We start from the raw sequence: 19,396 nt of genomic DNA on the forward strand, positions 1-19,396 counted from the left end.
CCGGTAGCAGCCGTAGTCCGGCGGTGGCGGGTCCAGGAGGTGTCCGATGACGCAGCAGGTGCAGATCAGCGAGGAACAAGCACGAGCTGTTGCCGAGGAGTCTCGCGAGAGCGGCTGGGACAAGCCATCTTTCGCCAAAGGGCTGTTCCTCGGGAAGTTTCCCCTGTCGCTCATCCACCCGTTTCCCCAACCTTCCGAGCGCGACGCTGCGCGTATCGAGGATTTTCTGGGCAGGCTGCGGGAACTTCTGGACACCATGGACGGCGCGGTTATCGAGCGTGACGCACAGATCCCCGACGAATACGTCAAAGGACTCGCCGCGCTCGGCTGCTTCGGGCTGAAGATCCCCGTCGAGTATGGCGGTCTGGGCATGTCGCAGGTCGCCTATAACCGGGCCCTGATGATGGTGTCGAGCGTGCATCCCAGTCTCGGCGCGCTGCTGAGCGCCCATCAATCGATCGGGGTGCCCGAACCGCTCAAACTGGCCGGCACCGACCAACAGAAGAAGTTGTTCCTGCCGCGTTGCGCGGCCGGGGCGATCTCGGCCTTCCTATTGACCGAACCGGACGTGGGATCCGATCCTGCGCGGCTGTCCTCGACCGCGAGACCGATCGAGGACGGGGCGGCCTACGAGCTGGACGGGGTGAAGCTGTGGACCACCAACGGCGTGGTGGCTGAGCTGTTGGTGGTGATGGCGCGGGTGCCCCAGAGCGACGGCCACCGAGGAGGCATCAGTGCCTTCGTCGTGGAAGCCGATACGCCCGGGATCACCGTCGAACGCCGAAACCAGTTCATGGGGCTGCGCGGCATCGAGAACGGCGTGACTCGGCTGCACAAGGTTCGGGTGCCCGCCGAGAACCTGGTGGGACGCGAGGGGGACGGTCTGAAGATAGCGCTGACCACTCTCAACGCCGGCCGCTTGGCCATCCCGGCGATGGCGACCGGATCGGCGAAATGGGCGCTGAAGATCGCTCGGCAGTGGTCCCGGGAGCGGGTCCAGTGGGGCCGCCCGGTAGGCGAGCACGAGGCCGTCGCCAAGAAGATCGCGTTCATCGCCGCCACCAGTTACGCGCTGGAAGCGGTCTTGGAGTTGTCCGGTCAGATGGCCGATGAAGGCCGCAACGACATCCGGATTGAGGCGGCGCTGGCCAAACTGTGGTCCAGCGAGATGGCGTGCGTCATCGCCGATGAACTGTTGCAGATTCGCGGCGGCCGCGGCTACGAGACCGCCGAGTCGCTTGCAGCGCGCGGCGAGCGTGCGGTCCCGGTGGAGCAACTGGTTCGGGATCTGCGCATCAACCGGATCTTCGAAGGGTCCAGCGAGATCATGCGGCTGCTGATCGCGCGTGAGGCCGTCGATACTCACCTGAGTGCCGCGGGGGATCTCGCCAACCCCAAGGCGGTGCTGAGGCAGAAGGCCAGATCTGCCGCCGGGGCCAGCGGCTTCTATGCAAAGTGGTTGCCGCAACTGGTATTCGGGGCAGGGCAACGCCCCGCGGCGTACCGCGATTTCGGCACGTTGGCCACGCATCTGCGTTTTGTCGAACGCCATTCACGCAAACTGGCGCGCAACACGTTTTACGGCATGGCCCGGTGGCAGGCCGGCCTGGAGAAAAGGCAGGGGTTCCTGGGGCGGGTCGTCGATATCGGAGCGGAGCTGTTCGCGATGGCCGCGGTGTGCGTGCGCGCCGAGGCGCAGCGGGTGGCCGACCGGACCGAAGGCCAGCAGGCCTATCAGCTGGCCGACGCATTCTGCGAGCAGTCTCGCCTGCGCGTCGGGGCTTTGTTCGCGGCGTTGTGGACCAACACCGACCGCGCCGATACCCAATTGGCCCACGGAGTGTTGGAGGATCGCTACGCCTGGCTGGAGGACGGCATCCTCGATCCGGCCGAGGGGACCGGTCCGTGGATTGCCCACTGGGAACCAGGGGCCTCTACCGAGGGGAACTTAGCGCGCCGCTTCCTTCCGGCCCCGTAGCTAGGCCCACCTCCCGGGCGCAGCACAGCCCGGTGTGATCGTGGCACTCTGGTAGCCATGGCCAGCTATCTCGCCGGTGGCGACTTCAACCGCGACACCAACTACATCTCCACCCGGATCACCGCCGACGGCCGTGATGGATATCCCGTCGAACCGGGCCGGTATCGACTGGTCGTGGCGCGGGCCTGCCCGTGGGCCAACCGCACCATCATCGTGCGGCGGCTGCTTGGGCTGGAAAAGGCTATCTCCATAGGGTTTTGCGGTCCCACCCACGATAAGCGCAGTTGGACCTTCGATCTGGACCCCGGTGGCGTCGACCCGGTGCTGCAGATCCCGCGGCTGCAAGACGCGTACTTCAAGCGCTTCCCGGATTATCCCAAGGGCATCACCGTTCCGGCGATGGTCGATGTGCCCACCGGTGCGGTGGTGACCAACGACTTCGCTCAGATGACCCTGGACTTCTCCACCGAGTGGACGGCCTATCACCGCGACGGGGCCCCGCAGCTGTATCCCGAACCGCTGCGCGACGAGATCGACGAGGTGGCAAGGCGGATCTACACCGAGATCAACAACGGCGTGTACCGGTGCGGCTTCGCCGGCACCCAAGAGGTCTACGACGCTGCCTATGATCGGCTGTTCACCGCGCTGGACTGGGTCAGCGAACGCCTTGCCGATCAGCGATACCTGGTGGGGGACACCATCACCGAGGCTGATGTGCGACTGTTCACCACGCTGGCCCGGTTCGACCCGGTCTATCACGGACATTTCAAATGCAACCGGCAGAAGCTGTCCGAGATGCCGGTGCTGTGGGCCTACGCTCGGGATCTGTTCCAGACGCCGGGGTTCGGCGACACCACCGACTTCGTCCAGATCAAACAGCACTACTACATCATGCACGCCGACATCAATCCGTCGCAGATCGTTCCGGACGGTCCAGATCTGGCGAATTGGCTCTCACCACACGGGCGAGAAGCGCTGGGCGGCAGGCCGTTCGGGGACGGCACCCCGCCCGGAACCGTTCCGGCCGGCGAGCAGGTGCCGGCCGGTCACGGAGCTCAGCCGGCAGTCGCTTGACGACTCCACCGCATGCCCACCGCCCACTCGGCGTGCGGCACCGCGAACTGCTCGCCGGTGCTGGTGTCGACGACTAAGGTGAGCAACTGCACCACCAGCCCGCGCAGCGGACCGCGCTGCGGATCCACGGTGGGGACGGTGACCGCCAGGGTGCTGCCCGGTGGATACATCTTGCCGGTGGAGTCGGCCGGGTCGTCGTAAAGCCGCAGTAGCCGCCACGGTGCGCGGCCGATGGTGTTGTCCACCGCCAACTGCACCGGATGACGTGCGTCGACCGCCAACGTGCCCCGCGATTCGGTCAGCAGGCACTCATCGAGGTCGAGCACGTTGCAGTACAGGTACGGCCCGGCGTGGGCGAGATGTCCATTCGAGTACACGCTGATCTGCGGCGGCAGCGGCTCCTCGGACCGGGTGAACCACCAGGTGCCGAATCCGGCGAGCGCCGCGGTCACCACCGTCAGCACCGCCACCAGCACGGCGGTCGAGCGTTTCACTTGTACATCACCCCTGTCTTGCCGGATCGAGATGGGCACCGTCCTGCTCGATCAGCACCGGCCGGTTGCCCCCCAGGCCGGGAATCAACGAGTCGCCGTGGAACGACAGGATGGTCTGGGCCAGACCCGGGATCAGCAAAGCGGTGATCGCGGTGAAGCCCACCCACAGGTCGGTATATACCAGTACCCCCAGTGCACCACCCAACACCCAGGCCAGTTGCAGGGTGGATTCGGTGCGGCCGAACGCCGATGCCCGTGACTCTTCGGGCAGGTCGTCCTGCAGGGCGGCGTCCAGCGACGCCTTCGAGATCGCACTGGCCCCCGAGGTCACCAGCGCGGCGATCGCCGCCATCACCAGGGTCCCGGCCACCGCGGCCGCCAGCGCGACCGCGGTCACCGCCATGGTGCAGCGCACAACCAGCACCGCGGGGCGGCCCAGCTGTAGGCGGGCGCTGGTGAAGTTCCCGGCGAAATTGCCCAGCCCGGCGGCCGCTCCGATCAGCCCGAGGATGCCCAGCTGTACCCAGCCGCCGGCGTTGTGCTGTTTGGCCACGAACGCCGGGTACAAGAACAGGAACCCGACCATGGCCTTGATGGTGCAATTGCCCCACAGCGCGGCGATGATGTTGCGGCCCAGCGGTTGCCGCAGTGGTTGGCTCAGCGCCCCGCCCGCCCGCCGGACCTGTTCGGGCCAGCTTCGGGGCCGTTCGTCGAAGCGGTAGCTCAAGGTGGTCGGGATCTCGCCGGCAGTCACTTCCACCCATCGCGGGATTCGCATCGACAGGACGGCCCCGGCCACTGAGACCGCCACGAGCACCAACAATGCCCCCGGTAGCTGGAGCAGCCGGGAAAAGATGTACTCGGCTGCCGCGGCGACTCCGCCGCCAACGATGGTGCCGCCGAGTAGACCGAACATCGTCAGTCGAGAATTGACCCGCACCAGATCGATCGACGGCGGCATGACCCGTGGTGTCACCGCGCTGCGCAACACGGTGAACGACTTCGACAGCGCCATCATGGCCAACGCGCAGGGGTAGAGCACCCAGGAGCCGAAGGTGCCCGCGACACCGTCGTAGTTGGCGATCAGTACCAGGGCCAGCAGGGTGCGCAGCGAGAATGACATGGCCAACGCCGCCCGCCGGCCATGCTGGACCCGGTCCAGGGCGGGGCCGATCAGGGGCGCGACCACCGCGAACGGCGCGATTGTCACCAGCAGATACAGCGCCACTCGGCCCTTGCTCTCGCCGGCGGCCGCCGCGAAGAACAAGGTGTTGGCCAGCGCGACGGCCATCGCCGCGTCCACCGCGAAGTTCGCCACCACCGGCCAGGTCAGTGCGGTCAGTCCGGATTTGTCGGCGCCGTCGGCGGTGGCGGCCCGTTGCACCAGCCCATACATCCGGGAGCCCATTTCGCGACTGCGTGCCGCGGCGGCTTGGGTAACCGTGACGCGATCGCCGGCGCCCGAGCTCCCCGCAGACTCGGGGCGACGAGGCGTGTCCGGGTGTTCGCGCAGCGGCGGCAGGTACCGGTTGTTGCTGGTCATCGGCCGTCTACGCTGGTCTCCCGTGGCGCTGCTGGGGTAGTTGGCCATGCCGGGATGCTGTCCGGCCGAGCCGTTGCGCGCACTGCGGCCGGAGGCCGGTGACGGACGGCGGCGCCGGCCCGGTTCGGGGAGATCGCGACGCCGTGCAGACACATCCGCGATTCTTCCCTATCTGCGCCGCACTACCGCGGAGGCCGTGATCGTGCCTGCATGTGGCTGATGGAGTCGCGCTGCGGCAGTATGAGGGTCGTCATTGAACGGAAGGGACCCGCGTGACCGGACCCAGCGCAGAATCAGCCACTGCGACCATCGCCGTGCCCACGGTCTTGGCCGCGGCCGTCGAGCAGGCCCGCTCGGCCGTCGCCGAGTTCAGCGGCGCCGACACCGTCGGCGAGCACCTGGGGGTCGACTACGAAGACCCGACCGCCGCCACCCACCGGTTCGGTGCGGTGCTGCCCGGTTACCAGGGCTGGCAGTGGGCCGTGGTCGTCGCGGCGGTCCCGGGCGCTACGGAGCCCACGGTCAGCGAGGTTGTGTTGGTGCCCGGCCCGACGGCTTTGTTGGCTCCGGAATGGGTGCCGTGGGATCAGCGGGTGCGGGCGGGCGACCTGGGGCCGGGCGATCTGCTGGCGCCGCCCGCCGACGATCCGCGGCTGGTGCCCGGGTACACCTCGAGCGGCGACCCGCAGCTCGACGAGGTCGCCGGCGAAATCGGCCTGGGCCGACGCTGGCTGATGAGTCCGGTGGGCCGTGCCGAGGCGGCGCAGCGCTGGCACGACGGCGAGCACGGTCCGGATTCGGCGATGGCCCGGTCCACCAAACGGGTCTGCCGCGACTGCGGCTTCTATTTGCCGCTCGCCGGTGAACTGGGCACGGTGTTCGGCGTCTGCGGCAACGAAATGTCCGCCGACGGACATGTGGTCGACAACCGGTACGGCTGCGGCGCCCACAGTGACACTCCGGCGCCCGCGGGCACCGGTTCCCCGGTATACGAGCCCTATGACGACGGCGTCCTGGAGATCGTCGATGTCACGGTGATTCCCGCAGCGGAGCCGGCTGCCGAGGTGACCGAAGCGACTGAAGACGCGACCGAAGCGGTTGAGCCGGTGGCGGAAGCCGAGCCGGTTGAGCCGGTGGTCGAAGCACCGATCGAGGCGCCCGCCGAGACAGCAGCGGCGCCGGAACCGGCCGAAACCGGAACCGACGCCGAGGCTGTCGCAGAAGAAACGCCCTAACCGAAGTTGAACAGGTACTCGCCCGGAAGCACGAACAGCATGTTGAAGGCGGTGTTGACCACCGCGCCCGGTAGCCCGAGCACGTAATTGACGATGTCCAGCGGGATGCTGGCCGCCTGACTGAAGGCCATCCCGAAGTCGAGGTTGATCAGGCTGGTGACCACGTTCTCGACGTCGTTGAACAACGTAAACGGCAGGCTGATCACGTGGTTGAACAGTCCTACGGCCGCCGCCACTTCCGCGTTGAACAGGCCGACGAGGTCGAACGCGGCGGCAGTGCCGGGAACGTCCACCGCGCTGGCCGCGCCGGGCAGGACGTCGAGCAGGTCGGAAGTGCCCGGGACGTTCGGTTCGTCGGCAATGCTGGACATGTCGAAAGGTGCGAGCCCAGCGAGGGTGTCGAAGCTGTCGACGACCGCACTGGCGGCCAGCGCCACCTCGGTCGAGACCGCAGCCACCGCGCGCGTGCTGATTTCGGGTGAGGCGACCACTGGGGTCAGGCCGGCGGCCACCAGTGCGGTCGCTGCGGCGGCGATGCTCGGCAGTCGCACTGCGGATTTCACGGTTTCCATGGATTCCTCCCAGTATCCCCCCGTTTTGGGGACGTTACCCCGCCGCCACAGGGGCGTCAGGCGTTCTCTGCGGCGGACTTGATCTTGCTCAGCGAAGCGTTCATACCCTCGACCAGCTCGCGTTCGAAGGTGGGTGTGCCGCCCATGAACTTGCCCACCAAAAACGCCGAGACCGCGGTGGTGTTGCCGTTTTCGACGTGCCGACTCTCGACGACCCGAGTGCCGGTGGCGGTCGGCTCGAGTTCATAGCTCCACACACTGTGGTTCTCGGTGACCCGGAAGGCCAGCTTGCGCTCCGGGATGTACTCAGTGATGACGGAGCTGGTGGGCCAGTACATCCGGCCGCGCCGGTTGAAGTTGATCGTGCGGGTTCCCTGGCGCATCGCACCGAGCGGTTTCATCCACCGGCACTGCGGGCTCCACTCGGGCATCCGGCGGAAGTCGGAGATCAGTGCCCAGACCTTGGCCACTGGTGCATCAATGTCGACCTGTGCCGTCAACAGCGGGGCTGCCATGGCGTTCCTCCTCGAATTGTCGGTTCGTAACTCTATTCGTTTTCCAGCCCGGTTTGGGCTCCGCGCGCACCGCGTCGTGCTGCCCCGCGTTGCACCAGAAAGATTGTGGTGCCCACCATCCCGACGCCGAGTCCCGCTACGCTCACCGGTCGCCACCCTTCCAATGCGGGCACCGTGAACGCGGCGATGGTGGCGCAGCAGAAACCGGTGACGCCGGCGCCGATCACCGGCCAGATCCGCAGCAGGGCGGTCGGCAGCGGTGGCGGCTCGGGGGAGTGCTGAGGGGTCATCGCCGTTGACGTTAGCGCCTCGCCGGTAAAGTTCCCGCAGTGGCCAGGGTCGTCGATGTTGTCGATATCGATGATCCCCGCGATTCCCGGCTGGATGATTTCCGCGATCTGAACAGCATCGATCGTCGCCCGGACCTGCCCGCCGGCAAGGGACTGGTGATCGCCGAAGGGGTGCTGGTGGTGCAGCGGATGCTGGCGTCGCGGTTCCGCCCACGGGCACTGCTGGGCACCGATCGGCGGCTGACCGAGTTGACGCCCGACCTGACCGCCCCCGACGCCCCGGACGTCCGGTATTACCGGGTGTCCGCGGAGGTGATGGCCGAGGTGGTGGGGTTTCACCTCAACCGCGGTGTGCTGGCCGCCGCCTCGCGGGTGCTCGAGCCGTCGGTGGCCGACCTGGTCGCCGGGGCCCGGACGATCGCGGTGCTCGAGGGCGTCAACGACCACGAGAATCTCGGCTCGATCTTTCGCAACGGTGCCGGGTTGGGTGTGGACGCGGTGGTGTTCGGCAGCGGCTGTGCCGACCCGCTCTACCGGCGCTCGGTGCGGGTCTCGATGGGGCACGCCCTGCTGGTGCCGTTCGCCCGTTCGGCGGACTGGCCTGGGGATCTGACGATGCTGCGCGAGCAGGGTTTTCGGCTGCTGGCGATGACTCCGGACCCGCGGGCAGAGCTGTTGTCCAGCGCGATGGCGAAGGTGCACGACGAGCCGGTGGCGGTACTCGTCGGCGCTGAGGGTCCGGGCCTGTCGGAGCGGGCGATGCGGGCCAGCGACATGCGGGTGCGCATCCCGATGTCGCGGGGAACCGACTCGCTCAACGTCGCCACCGCAGCCGCGCTGGCGTTCTACGAGCGCATTAGGCTGCCGGAATGACGTCCACCCCCGACACGCCGTGGGGGACGGGTTTGACGGTGACGGGGTTCGTCGCGGTGGTGGCCGGGACCGCGATCACGGTGTTGAGCCTAGGACTGCTGCGGATACACCCGGCACTGGCGGTCATGCTCAATCTGATTGCGGTGGGCGGACTGGCGCCCACGGTATGGGGCTGGCGGCGCACCCCCGTGCTGCGCTGGTTGGCGTTGGGCGCCGGAATCGGCGTGGCGGGAGCGTGGCTGGTGCTGCTGGCGCTGGTTGCTCAGCGCTGACCGGTCGAGCGCACCCCGAGCAGGACGTCTTCCCACCCCGGTACTTCAGGCTTGCTGCGGCGGGCGCGGGTCCCCGGGCGCTGATGCACTTGCTCCTCGTCGACCACGGCGGGGGCGGCCGGAGCTGCGAAGTCCAACTCGGCCACCGAGGCAACCGGGCGAAGCGGACGGCCGAAGGCGGGGTCGATCAACTCCATGGCGGCGTCGTCTACCGCGGTCACCGTCCCGCCGTGTGCGCCTGGAGTGAACCAGAAATGGGCGACGTTGTCCGAGCGGCCGGCCTTCCAGGCCAGCTGTACCGTCCAGCGCCCGTCGTCATTGCGCCACGCGTCCCAGCTGCTGCTGTCGGAGCTCAAGCCCCGCGACACCAGCGCGGAGGTGACGACCTCCAGCAGGGTCGGTACCGCCGGGCCGTCGGACAGCACCGGGTGGGCCGCGGTCGCGAGCTCTGCGGCCCGGGACCGCTCCAACAGCACCGGGTGGGCGAAGCGCTCGACCCGGGCGACGTCCACACCGGCTGCGGCGGCCACCTGTTCGACCGACGCTCCGGCGCGGATGCGCGCCTGGATATCTTTGGGGCGCAGCATGCTGCCAGCATCGGCCCCATTCTGTCCGACGCGGTGGCCCTCGCCGCGGACCGCGCCACGCAACCGGTCATCGATGCGCACCCGGAACATCTCGGTGTGGTCGTCGCCGTCCGCGGCGCTTTCGCAGATGATGTGCTTGCCGTCGACGTCGAGGCCGATGGCCCTCAGTTCCCGCATGACTTCTCCTTGCGAACGCCCGGTTACCTGCGGACTCTAGTCCAGTGAACAGCCCGGCCCGGCGTGACACGCGGGCGTTATAACGATCCGATCACGGCGGTTCAGCGAGGCTCGAGGGAGGAGAGGCGAAGCTGGGACCGCCGCATTAACCCGGCGGCTTCGGGCCGGGCTTCCGGTCCTGTTCAGAGCTGCGCTCAGAGGCGTTCGACGACCCAGTCCACGCACTGGGTCAGGGCGCTGACGTCGTCGGGCTCCACCGCCGGGAACATCGCGACCCGCAGCTGGTTGCGGCCCAGCTTGCGGTAGGGCTCGGTGTCGACGATGCCGTTGGCGCGAAGCACCTTGGCCACCGCGGCCGCGTCCACCTCGTCGACGAAGTCGATGGTGCCCACCACCTGCGAGCGCAACGCCGGGTCGGCGACGAACGGTGTGGTGAACGGCCGCTCCTCGGCCCACGAGTACAACCGCTGCGACGAGTCCGCGGTGCGCTTGACCGCCCAGTCCAGCCCACCGTTGCCCAGCATCCAGTCCAGCTGCTCGGCCAACAGCGCCAGGGTGGCGATCGCCGGGGTGTTGTAGGTCTGGTTCTTGGTGCTGTTGTCCACCGCGATCGGCAGTGACAGAAACTCCGGCACCCACCGACCGGACGCGGCGATGGCCTCGATGCGGGCCAGCGCGGCCGGGCTCATGATGGCCAGCCACAACCCGCCGTCGGAGGCGAAGTTCTTCTGCGGCGCGAAGTAGTAGGCATCGACTTCGGTGATGTCGACCGGCAGGCCGCCGGCCCCCGACGTCGCGTCGATCACCACCAGGGCGTCACCCGAACCGCTGGGCCGGCGCACCGGCACCGCCACCCCGGTCGAGGTCTCGTTGTGCGCCCAGGCGATCACGTCGACCGACGGGTCGGACTGCGGCTTCGGGGCGCTGCCCGCGTCGGCCTTGATCACGATCGGGTCGCCGACAAAGGGGTTCTTGGCCACCGCCGAGGCGAACTTGGCGCTGAACTCGCCGTAGGTCAGGTGCAGCGACCGCTTATCGACCAGCCCGAACGCCGCGGCGTCCCAGAAGGCCGTCGACCCGCCGTTGCCCAGGACCACCTCGTAGCCGTCGGGCACCGAGAACAGTTCGCGCAACCCGCTGCGAACCCGGCCCACCAAGTCCTTGACCGGCGCCTGACGGTGCGAGGTGCCGAACAGCGGCGCCGCCGTGGTGACCAACGCGTTCAACTGCTCAGGGCGGACCTTCGACGGCCCGCAGCCGAACCGTCCGTCAGCGGGCTTGATGTTGTCCGGGATCGTGAGCTGCTCAGCCATGGCCTCTAGCGTAGACAGCGGCCGCCGCGACCTCGCAGGGCAGGTTTATTGTGACCTGAATCACCCGAGGCGCTCGACGCCTGTCACGCCCACAGTGTTGATCCGGAGTCTGGACGGGTACCCAGTACCTGCGGTACCGTTGTACATAAGCCTAGTAAATGTAAACGACTGGTGGAGGTGTCTCCGATGGCTCAGAAAGCCGCTCGAACCCGAATCGTGCGCCGGTGGCGGGCCAACATGGACGTGACCGACGACGCGAACTACGTCGAGATCCTCAACACCTTGTCGGAAGGGTCGGTGCGCCGGAACTTCAATCCCTACACCGACATCGACTGGGACACCCCCGAGTTCAAGGTCACCGAGAACGACCCACGCTGGATCCTGCCGGGCACCGACCCGATCGGTCGGCACTGGTGGTACCAGGCCCAGCCCGAGGACGTTCAGATCAAGATCGGCATGTGGCGCCAGGCCAACGTTGCCAAGGTCGGGCTGCACTTCGAGAACATTCTGATCCGCGGCTTGATGGAATACGCGTTCTGGGTGCCCAACGGATCCCCCGAGTACCGCTACTGCCTGCACGAGGCGGTGGAAGAGTGCAACCACACCCTGATGTTCCAGGAGATGGTGAACCACATCGGCGCCGATGTGCCCGGCATGCCGCGGCTGCTCAAGTGGCTGCAGCCCTTCATCCCGCTGGTCGCCGGACCGCTGCCGATCCCGTTCTGGTTCGGCATCCTCGCCGGCGAGGAGCCCATCGACCACATTCAGAAGGCCATCCTGCGCGAAGGCAAGACCCTGCACCCGATCATGGAGCGGGTGATGGCCATTCACGTGGCCGAGGAGGCGCGGCACATTTCGTTCGCGCACGAATACCTGCACAAGCGCATTCCGCAGTTGCCGCGTCGCAAGCGGTTCTGGCTGTCGCTGTACGTGCCGATCGTGATGCGAATCCTGTGTTCGGCGATTGTGGTGCCGCCCAAGGCGTTCTGGACCGAGTTCGACATTCCGCGCGAGGTCCGCAAGGACATCTTCTTCCGGTCGGTGGAAGCTCGGCAGATGTTGCAGGACATGTTCGGCGACGTCCGGATGCTCTGCCACGACACCGGCCTGATGAACCCGGTCGCCAAGTTGGTGTGGCGGATTTGCCGGATCCACGGCGCACCGTCCCGGTTCCGCAGCCAGCCGCAGCGCGCGCACCTTGCGCCCGTTGCCGCGGCTTCGGTCGCGTAGCGACTCCCTCAGGTCATGCCGCACGTAATTACCCAGGCGTGTTGTAACGACGCGTCGTGTGTGTTCGCCTGCCCGGTCAACTGCATTCACCCCACGCCGGACGAGCCCGATTTCGCCACGTCGGAGATGCTCTATATCGACCCCGATGCGTGTGTGGACTGCGGCGCCTGCGTGCGGGCCTGCCCGGTCGACGCGATCGTCCCGCACACCAAGGTGATAGCCGAACAGTTGCCGTTCATGGAGATCAACAGGTCGTTCTACCCGGAGCGACCTGTGGGGGTGAAGCTGCCGCCGACCTCCAAGCTGGCGCCCATCCTGCCGGCCGCGGAGCTACATCAGCGCGGTAAGTATCCGCTGACCGTGGCTATCGTCGGCTCCGGCCCGGCCGCCATGTACGCGGCCGACGAACTGCTGACCCAGCAGGGCGTGCTGGTGAACATGTTCGAGAAACTGCCCACTCCTTACGGTTTGGTGCGTGCCGGCGTCGCCCCGGATCACCAGCGCACCAAGCTGGCCACCCGGTTGTTCGACGAGATCTCCTGGCGTCGTGGTTTCCAGTTCTTCCTCAACGTCGAGGTGGGCAAGCACCTGAGCCACGCGGACCTGCTGCAGCATCACCACGCCGTGCTGTACGCCTCGGGTGCGCTGCACGACCGGCGGCTCGAGATCGACGGCATGGGTCTGCCCGGAACGGGCACCGCGACCGAGATCGTCGGCTGGTACAACGGGCATCCCGAGTTCGCTGACCTGCCAGTCGATCTCAGCCACGAGCGGGTGGTGATCGTGGGCAACGGCAACGTCGCCCTCGACGTGGCGCGGATCCTGACCGCCGACCCGGACCGGCTGGCCCGCACCGATATCGCCGACTACGCGCTGGCAGCGCTGCGTGACTCGGCTGTTTCCGAAGTGGTGATCGCGGCCCGGCGCGGCCCGGCGTCTTCTGCGTTCACGCTGCCCGAGTTGGTGGGGCTGACGCAGACCGCCGAGGTGGTACTCGACGCGCAGGACCATGCCCGGGTGCGCGATGACCTGGCGACGGTTCAAGACACCTTGACTCGGCAGAAGCTGGAGATACTGACCAAGCTGGGCGATGCTTCGGCACCGATCACCCGCCCTCGGATTCGATTCGCCTACGAGTTGACCCCGGCGCGAGTTCTCGGCGAGGACCGTTGCAGCGCAGTCGAGTTCACTGTCACCGGGACCGATCAAGTGCGACGCATTGACGCCGGAGTGGTGCTGACTTCGATCGGCTACCACGGAACGCCCATCGCCGACCTGCCGTTCGACGACGCGGCCGGCGTCGTCCCGAACGAGGGCGGCCGCGTCATCGACCCGGCAACCGGCGAGCGAGTTCCGGGAGCGTACGTGTCGGGCTGGATCAAGCGCGGTACCAACGGGTTTATCGGTTCCAACAAGTCCGACTCGCTCAAGACGATCCAGACGTTGGCCGCCGACTACAACGCAGACCTGCTGACCGAGCCGATCGCCGGACCGCGGGCAGTCGCCCGGATGGTGCACGCCCATCAGCCCGACGTGATCGACGCTGCCGGGTGGAAGGCCATCGACCGGGCCGAGATTGCCCGTGGCGAAGCGCAAGACCGGCCGCGGGTGAAGTTCACCCGGGTTGCGGACATGCTCGACGAGGTCAAGGACCACTCGGATCTGCCGCTGCTGCAGACCCTGCTCAGCTCGCTGCGGCGGCACTAACCGGTCGATTTCGGCGCGGTTTTAACCGCTCAGCGGGGAATATCGCGCCGAAATCGCTCAGCGGACCTTGGTGACGTGTTCCCAGCCCGCAACGGATTCCGCGCTGCGGGGCCCCGGCCCGACGTAGATCGCCGACGGGCGCACCAGCTTGCCCAGTCGCTTCTGCTCCATGATGTGGGCGCACCAGCCCGCGGTGCGGCCGCAGGTGAACATTGCCGGCATCATCGCCGGGGGAACCTCGGCGAAGTCCAGGATCACCGCCGCCCAGAACTCCACGTTGGTCTCGATGGCCCGGTCGGGGCGACGCTCCCGAAGCTCGGCCAGCGCCGCCTGCTCCAATGCCGCGGCCACCTCAAAACGGGGAGCCGCCAGTCGCTTGGCGGTGGCCCGCAGCACCCGCGCGCGCGGGTCCTCGGCGCGGTATACCCGGTGTCCGAAACCCATCAGCTTCTCGCGCCGGTCCAAGATGCCCTTGACCACGGCGCGCGCGTCACCGGTGCGCTCTGCCTCGGCGATCATCGGGATCACCCGGGCCGGGGCGCCACCGTGCAGCGGGCCGCTCATCGCGCCGATCGCGCCGGACAGCGCTGCGCCGACGTCGGCGCCGGTGGACGCGATCACCCGGGCGGTGAAGGTCGAGGCGTTCATGCCGTGCTCGGCCGCCGACACCCAGTAGGCGTCGATCGCCTCGGTGTGACGGGGGTCGGGCTCGCCGCGCCAGCGGGTCATGAACCGCTCGGTGATGGTGGCGCACCCGTCGATCGTCTGCTGTGACACCGCGGGCGCTTGGCCACGAGCCGACTGCGCGACGTAGGAGAGCACCATCACCGAGGCGCGGGCCAGCTGGTCGCGGGCGGTGGCGTCGTCGGTGTCCAACAACGGCTCAAATCCCCACTGCGGCGCCAGCATCGCCACTCCAGCCTGGGCGTCGACTCGGACGTCGCCGGTGCGGATCGGCAGCTCCAGCGGTTCGGCGGGCGCCAGCGGGCGGCTGAAGTCGCCGTCGACCAGCAGGGCCCACACATCGCTGAAGCCGACCTTGCCGGCCAGGTCCTCGATGTCGACGCCGCGGTAGCGCAGCGCGCCGCCGTCCTTGTCCGGTTCGGCGATTTCAGTGGTGAAGGCAACCGTGCCTTCCAGGCCGGCGACAAAGTTCTCCGGGACCGCAGCAGTCATGCGTTGGATTCTTCCACCCCGGCGCCCAGCCGTTGCTACCGGCCGGTAACGAGGGCTGGTCTGCGGCGGGGCGTAGCGTTGGGCGGTGCACAGGACGGGCCCCGACAACGAGCACTTGGCGGCGATGCGAGTGGAATACCAGGAGAAGGACAACAGCGGCGACCTCGACGCGGACTGGCTCGAGGACGGCTGGGAGGTTTTGCTGCGCAACTGGATCGGCGACGCCGAGCGCGCCGGGATCGCCGAACCCAACGCCATGGTGCTGGCGACGGTCGAAGCCGGCCGCCCGGTCAGCCGCTCGGTGCTGTGCAAGAACCTCGACGGACTCGGTGTGACGTTTTTCACCGACTCCGACTCCGCCAAGGCTGCCGACCTGGCCTCGACTCCGTACGCATCGGCCACTTTTCCCTGGTATCAGTTGGGCCGCCAAGTCCACGTGCGAGGACCTGTCACCCAGCTCGACGAGTCGGTCAGCGCCGAGTACTGGGCGCACCGACCGCGGGCGTCCCAGTTGGGTTTTTGCGCATCGCAGCAGTCGCAACCGATCGCGTCGCGGGCCGCACTGCTGGCGCAGTTGGACGCGGTGACGGCACACTTCTCCGGCGCCGAGTCGATCCCCGCGCCGCCGAACTGGCGCGGCTACCGGATCGCCCCGGAGGTGGTGGAGTTCTGGCAGGGCCGGGAAGGCCGGTTGCACAACCGGATTCGAGTGATCGGCGGGCGGGTGGAGCGACTCCAACCGTGAGTCCGGTGCCGCTGCGGTGAGGATCTTCGCCGACACCACCCCGTTGCGCAGCCCCGACTTTCGGCGGTTGTGGGTGGCTGGGATCCCGACCGTCATCGGGGCAAACCTGACCATCTTCGCGGTACCGGTGCAGATCTATGCGCTGACCCGAAGTTCGGCCTACGTCGGGCTGTCGGGTCTGTTCGCGCTGGTGCCGTTGGTCATCTTCGGCCTGCTCGGCGGCGCGTGGGCCGACGCCATGGACCGCCGCAAGCTGCTGATCATCGCGTCCTGCGGGCTGGCGGTGGCGTCGCTGCTGCTGTGGGCCCAGGCCGCGGCCGGACTTGCCAACGTGTGGGTGGTGCTCGTACTGCTGGGTGTCCAGCAGGGCTTCTATGCGGTCAATGCCCCGACCCGATCCGCGGCGATTCCGCGGCTGGTGGCCGGCAGCGATCTGCCCGCCGCCAATTCGCTGAACATGACCGTCATGCAGTTCGGAGCGATCATCGGCCCCCTGCTGGCCGGGCTGCTGCTGGGCTGGGTGGATCTGTCCACCCTGTATCTGATCGACGCGGCGACATGCATCTTCCCGATCTGGGCGACGTTCCGGCTGGCCCCCATGCCGCCGGTCGAATCGGCCGGCCCGTCCAGCTTCGGGATCGGGGCGGTGCTGGACGGATTCCGTTATCTGGCAGGCAACACCGTGGTGCTGATGTCGTTCGTCGTGGACCTGATCGCGATGATCCTCGGCATGCCCAGGGCGCTGTTCCCGCAGATCGCCAGCGCGGACTTCGGCGGGCCGGTCGAGGGCGGCACCACCATGGCGCTGCTGGCCGCGGCGATGTCGGGCGGGGCAGTGCTCGGCGGGGTGTTCTCGGGGTGGCTGCCGCGGATCACCCGTCAGGGCCTGGCCGTCGTGGCTGCGATCGTGGTCTGGGGAGTGGCCATGATCGGTTTCGGGCTCGCGGTCGGGCACGGCGGTGGGCATGCGGGCCGAGCGCTGTGGGTGGCGCTGGTGTTTCTGGCGGTCGGTGGTGCCGCGGACATGGTCTCGGCGGCGTTCCGGTCGACGATGCTGCAGCAGGCCGCATCCGACGAGATCCGCGGCCGGCTGCAGGGGGTGTTCACCGTGATCGTGGCCGGTGGCCCGCGGCTCGCCGATGCGGTGCACGGTGCCGCCGGAGCGGTGGTGGGAACAGCCGCCGCGTCCGCCGGCGGCGGGGCCCTGGTGGTGGTGGGCGTGATGCTTGCGGCCCTGGCAGCGCCCGCTTTCCTGCGCTATCGCCGGCCCGGTGATGAACGCCGACCGCCGCCACCGGGACGCCGATAGGAGATACCTCGGCCCCGGGCGGGCGCGCCGGCCCGGAACCGACTACCTTTTCCTATACACGCCCAATTCAGGTCAGCCGAATAGCGCAAAGGGGTTCCTTGTGGCCGCAACCGACGACACCGCCACTCTCCGGTATCCGGGCGGCGAGCTAGAACTGCCGATCGTTAAGGCGACCGAAGGGTCCGACGCTCTCGCCATCGGTTCGCTGCTCGCCAAAACCGGCTACACCACGTTCGACAATGGCTACGCCAACACCTCGCCGGTCAAGAGCGCCATCACCTACATCGACGGCGACGCCGGCATCCTGCGCTACCGCGGCTACCCGATCGAGCAGCTGGCCGAGAAGTCGACCTTTATCGAGGTCAGTTACCTGCTGATCTACGGCGAGCTGCCCACGACCGAGCAGTTGGCCACGTTCACCGGCCGGATTCAGCGGCACACCATGCTGCACGAAGACCTGAAGCGGTTCTTCGACGGTTTCCCCCGCAACGCCCACCCGATGCCAGTGCTCTCGAGCGTGGTGAACGCGCTCTCCGCCTACTACCAGGACTCGCTGGACCCGTCGGACAACGACCAGGTCGAACTCTCGACCATCCGGCTGCTGGGCAAGCTGCCCACCATCGCCGCCTACGCCTACAAGAAGTCGGCCGGTCAGCCGTTCCTCTACCCGGACAACTCGCTTTCCCTGGTGGAGAACTTCCTGCGGATGACGTTCGGCCTGCCGGCCGAGCCCTACGAGGCCGACCCCGAGGTGGTCCGCGCCCTCGACCTGCTGTTCATCCTGCACGCCGACCACGAGCAGAACTGCTCCACCTCGACGGTGCGGCTGGTGGGTTCCTCGCGAGCCAACCTGTTCACCTCGATCTCCGGTGGTATCAACGCGCTGTGGGGCCCGCTGCACGGCGGCGCCAACCAAGCGGTGCTGGAGATGCTCGAGGACATCCGCGACAACCACGGCAACGTCACCGACTTCGTCCGCAAGGTGAAGAACCGCGAGGACGGCGTGAAGCTGATGGGCTTCGGCCACCGGGTCTACAAGAACTACGACCCGCGGGCGCGCATCGTCAAGGAGCAGGCCGACAAGATCTTGGGCAAGCTCGGCGGCGACGACGAGCTGCTCAACATCGCCAAGGCCCTCGAAGAGGCCGCACTCACCGACGACTACTTCATCGAGCGCAAGCTGTACCCGAACGTCGACTTCTACACCGGCTTGATCTACCGGGCCATCGGCTTCCCGGCCCAGATGTTCACCGTGCTGTTCGCGCTCGGCCGGCTACCCGGCTGGATCGCGCACTGGCGCGAGATGCACGACGAGGGCGACAGCAAGATCGGCCGGCCGCGTCAGATCTACACCGGCTACACCGAGCGTGACTACGTCGGCATCGGCGGACGGTAACCACCATGACTAATCCGGCCAAGCCACAGATCACCGTTCCGACCGGCCCGGCACCGGCCGAGCTGGTCATCGAGGACATCGTCGTCGGGGAAGGCCCCGCGGCCGTCCCCGGTGGGGTCGTCAACGTGCACTACCTCGGCGTCGACTACGACAGCGGTGCGGAGTTCGACAGCTCGTGGAACCGCGGCGAATCGCTGGAATTTCCGCTGGACGGGCTCATCGCCGGGTGGCAGGACGGCATCCCGGGAATGCAGGTGGGCGGCCGGCGTCAGCTGGTGATCCCGCCGGAGCTGGCCTACGGGCCCGCCGGAACCGGGCACCCGCTGGCCGGCAAGACCCTGGTCTTTGTGATCGACCTGCTCGGCACCCGCTGAGTGCGTGCCCGGCTGATCGGGGCGGCACTGGCAACTGTGCTGCTCGCTGCGATCGGTTACGGCCTACTGCAGCGCGCGCCCCAGCCCGTCGCTGAACCGCAACCGGCCGCCGGACCGGCAGTGCCGGTTACGGTGATTCGTCACGGCGCGCAGTTCACTGTGGCCGGAGACGTGGCCGATCCGGCCGCCAAACGCGAGCTGCTGGACGCGGTGATCACCTCGAGCGACGACGTCACCGTTATCGACCAGCTCGGGGTGGTGCCCGGAGCAGCGACCGTCGATTTCTCGGCCGCAGCCCCGGTGTTTGAGGCGGCCGCGGGCATCGGCGATTTCACCGTGGCGATCGACGGCGACACCGTGACGCTGGGCGGGACCGCGGCGAAGGCGGACGAGGCGGCTGCCGTACAGGCCGCAGCCGAGGACGCCTGGGCGCGAGCCCACATCGTCAACGAGTTGGTAACCAGCCCTCAGGGCGGGGCAAAGCCCACCAAAAACGACTAATTTCCTCCGTCAGCAAATCGAAACTCCTACACTCG

20 protein-coding genes are annotated in these 19,396 nt (G+C 67.8%); 12 read left to right on the top strand and 8 right to left on the bottom strand.

All coding sequences use genetic code 11. The annotated features are described in order from the left end of the window. Window positions 1-46: 46 nt before the first annotated feature. The gene (locus BN4346_RS25250) at window positions 47-1,978 is read left to right on the top strand and encodes an acyl-CoA dehydrogenase family protein (RefSeq protein WP_067967285.1); all 1,932 of its coding nucleotides are present in this window, start codon (window positions 47-49) and stop codon (window positions 1,976-1,978) included. Between the two features lie 57 nt (window positions 1,979-2,035). Then, window positions 2,036-3,052, top strand: a complete 1,017-nt coding sequence (locus BN4346_RS25255; protein WP_067967296.1) for a glutathione S-transferase family protein — start codon at window positions 2,036-2,038, stop codon at window positions 3,050-3,052. On the opposite strand, the gene BN4346_RS25260 is transcribed toward BN4346_RS25255, so the two are convergent. Further along, on the bottom strand, window positions 3,034-3,546 hold the full coding sequence (locus BN4346_RS25260; protein ID WP_067967300.1) for a DUF2771 domain-containing protein: 513 nt from the start codon (window positions 3,544-3,546) through the stop codon (window positions 3,034-3,036). The two genes, BN4346_RS25255 and BN4346_RS25260, sit on opposite strands and share 19 nt — an antisense overlap. A gap of 7 nt (window positions 3,547-3,553) precedes the next feature. Beyond that, window positions 3,554-5,137 (bottom strand): MFS transporter, encoded by a 1,584-nt coding sequence (locus tag BN4346_RS25265; protein WP_096867442.1) that lies wholly within the window; start codon window positions 5,135-5,137, stop codon window positions 3,554-3,556. Window positions 5,138-5,361: 224 nt separating this feature from the next. Here BN4346_RS25265 and BN4346_RS25270 point away from each other — a divergent pair, with 224 nt between their 5' ends. Next, entirely contained in the window at window positions 5,362-6,324 is a 963-nt protein-coding gene (locus BN4346_RS25270; protein ID WP_067967308.1) for a DUF3027 domain-containing protein, read from the top strand. Here BN4346_RS25270 and BN4346_RS25275 read toward each other — a convergent pair. The 3 genes from BN4346_RS25275 to BN4346_RS25285 are packed head-to-tail and all read right to left on the bottom strand — an operon-like array spanning window position 6,321 to window position 7,701. Next, window positions 6,321-6,896, bottom strand: a complete 576-nt coding sequence (locus BN4346_RS25275; RefSeq protein ID WP_067967310.1) for a hypothetical protein — start codon at window positions 6,894-6,896, stop codon at window positions 6,321-6,323. The two genes, BN4346_RS25270 and BN4346_RS25275, sit on opposite strands and share 4 nt — an antisense overlap. A 56-nt stretch (window positions 6,897-6,952) precedes the next feature. Further along, the gene (locus BN4346_RS25280; protein WP_067967312.1) at window positions 6,953-7,411 is read right to left on the bottom strand and encodes an SRPBCC family protein; all 459 of its coding nucleotides are present in this window, start codon (window positions 7,409-7,411) and stop codon (window positions 6,953-6,955) included. A gap of 32 nt (window positions 7,412-7,443) precedes the next feature. After that, window positions 7,444-7,701 carry a DUF2530 domain-containing protein gene (locus BN4346_RS25285; protein WP_067967318.1) on the bottom strand — a complete coding sequence of 86 codons (258 nt, stop codon included), beginning with the start codon at window positions 7,699-7,701 and terminating at the stop codon, window positions 7,444-7,446. Window positions 7,702-7,740: 39 nt separating this feature from the next. On the opposite strand from BN4346_RS25285, the gene BN4346_RS25290 reads away from it, so the two are divergent. Both BN4346_RS25290 and BN4346_RS25295 read left to right on the top strand, forming a co-directional pair. Next, complete coding sequence (locus BN4346_RS25290) at window positions 7,741-8,574, top strand: TrmH family RNA methyltransferase (RefSeq protein WP_067967320.1); 834 nt, start codon at window positions 7,741-7,743, stop codon at window positions 8,572-8,574. After that, on the top strand, window positions 8,571-8,846 hold the full coding sequence (locus tag BN4346_RS25295; protein WP_067967322.1) for a DUF2537 domain-containing protein: 276 nt from the start codon (window positions 8,571-8,573) through the stop codon (window positions 8,844-8,846). The genes BN4346_RS25290 and BN4346_RS25295 overlap by 4 nt, the downstream gene beginning before the upstream one ends. On the opposite strand, the gene sepH is transcribed toward BN4346_RS25295, so the two are convergent. After that, complete coding sequence (gene sepH, locus BN4346_RS25300) at window positions 8,837-9,610, bottom strand: septation protein SepH (RefSeq protein ID WP_067967324.1); 774 nt, start codon at window positions 9,608-9,610, stop codon at window positions 8,837-8,839. The two genes, BN4346_RS25295 and sepH, sit on opposite strands and share 10 nt — an antisense overlap. 194 nt (window positions 9,611-9,804) lie before the next feature. Then, on the bottom strand, window positions 9,805-10,923 hold the full coding sequence (gene serC / locus BN4346_RS25305; protein WP_067967327.1) for a phosphoserine transaminase: 1,119 nt from the start codon (window positions 10,921-10,923) through the stop codon (window positions 9,805-9,807). A gap of 186 nt (window positions 10,924-11,109) precedes the next feature. Between serC and BN4346_RS25310 the strand changes: the two genes are divergently transcribed. After that, complete coding sequence (locus BN4346_RS25310) at window positions 11,110-12,153, top strand: AurF N-oxygenase family protein (RefSeq protein ID WP_067967623.1); 1,044 nt, start codon at window positions 11,110-11,112, stop codon at window positions 12,151-12,153. Window positions 12,154-12,168: 15 nt separating this feature from the next. Further along, the gene (locus BN4346_RS25315) at window positions 12,169-13,860 is read left to right on the top strand and encodes an FAD-dependent oxidoreductase (protein ID WP_067967329.1); all 1,692 of its coding nucleotides are present in this window, start codon (window positions 12,169-12,171) and stop codon (window positions 13,858-13,860) included. Window positions 13,861-13,917: 57 nt separating this feature from the next. Here BN4346_RS25315 and BN4346_RS25320 read toward each other — a convergent pair whose 3' ends face one another. Beyond that, window positions 13,918-15,036, bottom strand: a complete 1,119-nt coding sequence (locus BN4346_RS25320; protein WP_067967332.1) for a citrate synthase 2 — start codon at window positions 15,034-15,036, stop codon at window positions 13,918-13,920. Between the two features lie 85 nt (window positions 15,037-15,121). Between BN4346_RS25320 and pdxH the strand changes: the two genes are divergently transcribed. From pdxH to arfA, 5 genes are all read left to right on the top strand, one after another. Then, the gene (gene pdxH / locus BN4346_RS25325) at window positions 15,122-15,781 is read left to right on the top strand and encodes a pyridoxamine 5'-phosphate oxidase (protein ID WP_268811457.1); all 660 of its coding nucleotides are present in this window, start codon (window positions 15,122-15,124) and stop codon (window positions 15,779-15,781) included. Window positions 15,782-15,797: 16 nt separating this feature from the next. Further along, a complete protein-coding gene (locus BN4346_RS25330) occupies window positions 15,798-17,090 on the top strand; it encodes an MFS transporter (protein WP_067967335.1) in 1,293 nt (430 codons plus the stop codon). A gap of 100 nt (window positions 17,091-17,190) precedes the next feature. After that, on the top strand, window positions 17,191-18,486 hold the full coding sequence (locus tag BN4346_RS25335) for a citrate synthase (RefSeq protein ID WP_067967337.1): 1,296 nt from the start codon (window positions 17,191-17,193) through the stop codon (window positions 18,484-18,486). 5 nt (window positions 18,487-18,491) lie between these two features. Next, a complete protein-coding gene (locus tag BN4346_RS25340; protein WP_067967344.1) occupies window positions 18,492-18,860 on the top strand; it encodes an FKBP-type peptidyl-prolyl cis-trans isomerase in 369 nt (122 codons plus the stop codon). Continuing rightward, the gene (gene arfA, locus BN4346_RS25345; RefSeq protein WP_067967347.1) at window positions 18,861-19,361 is read left to right on the top strand and encodes a channel-forming protein ArfA/OmpATb; all 501 of its coding nucleotides are present in this window, start codon (window positions 18,861-18,863) and stop codon (window positions 19,359-19,361) included. The last annotated feature ends 35 nt before the right edge of the window (window positions 19,362-19,396 follow it).

This window comes from Mycolicibacter icosiumassiliensis, from assembly GCF_900078685.2.
GTDB classification, from domain to species: domain Bacteria; phylum Actinomycetota; class Actinomycetes; order Mycobacteriales; family Mycobacteriaceae; genus Mycobacterium; species Mycobacterium icosiumassiliensis.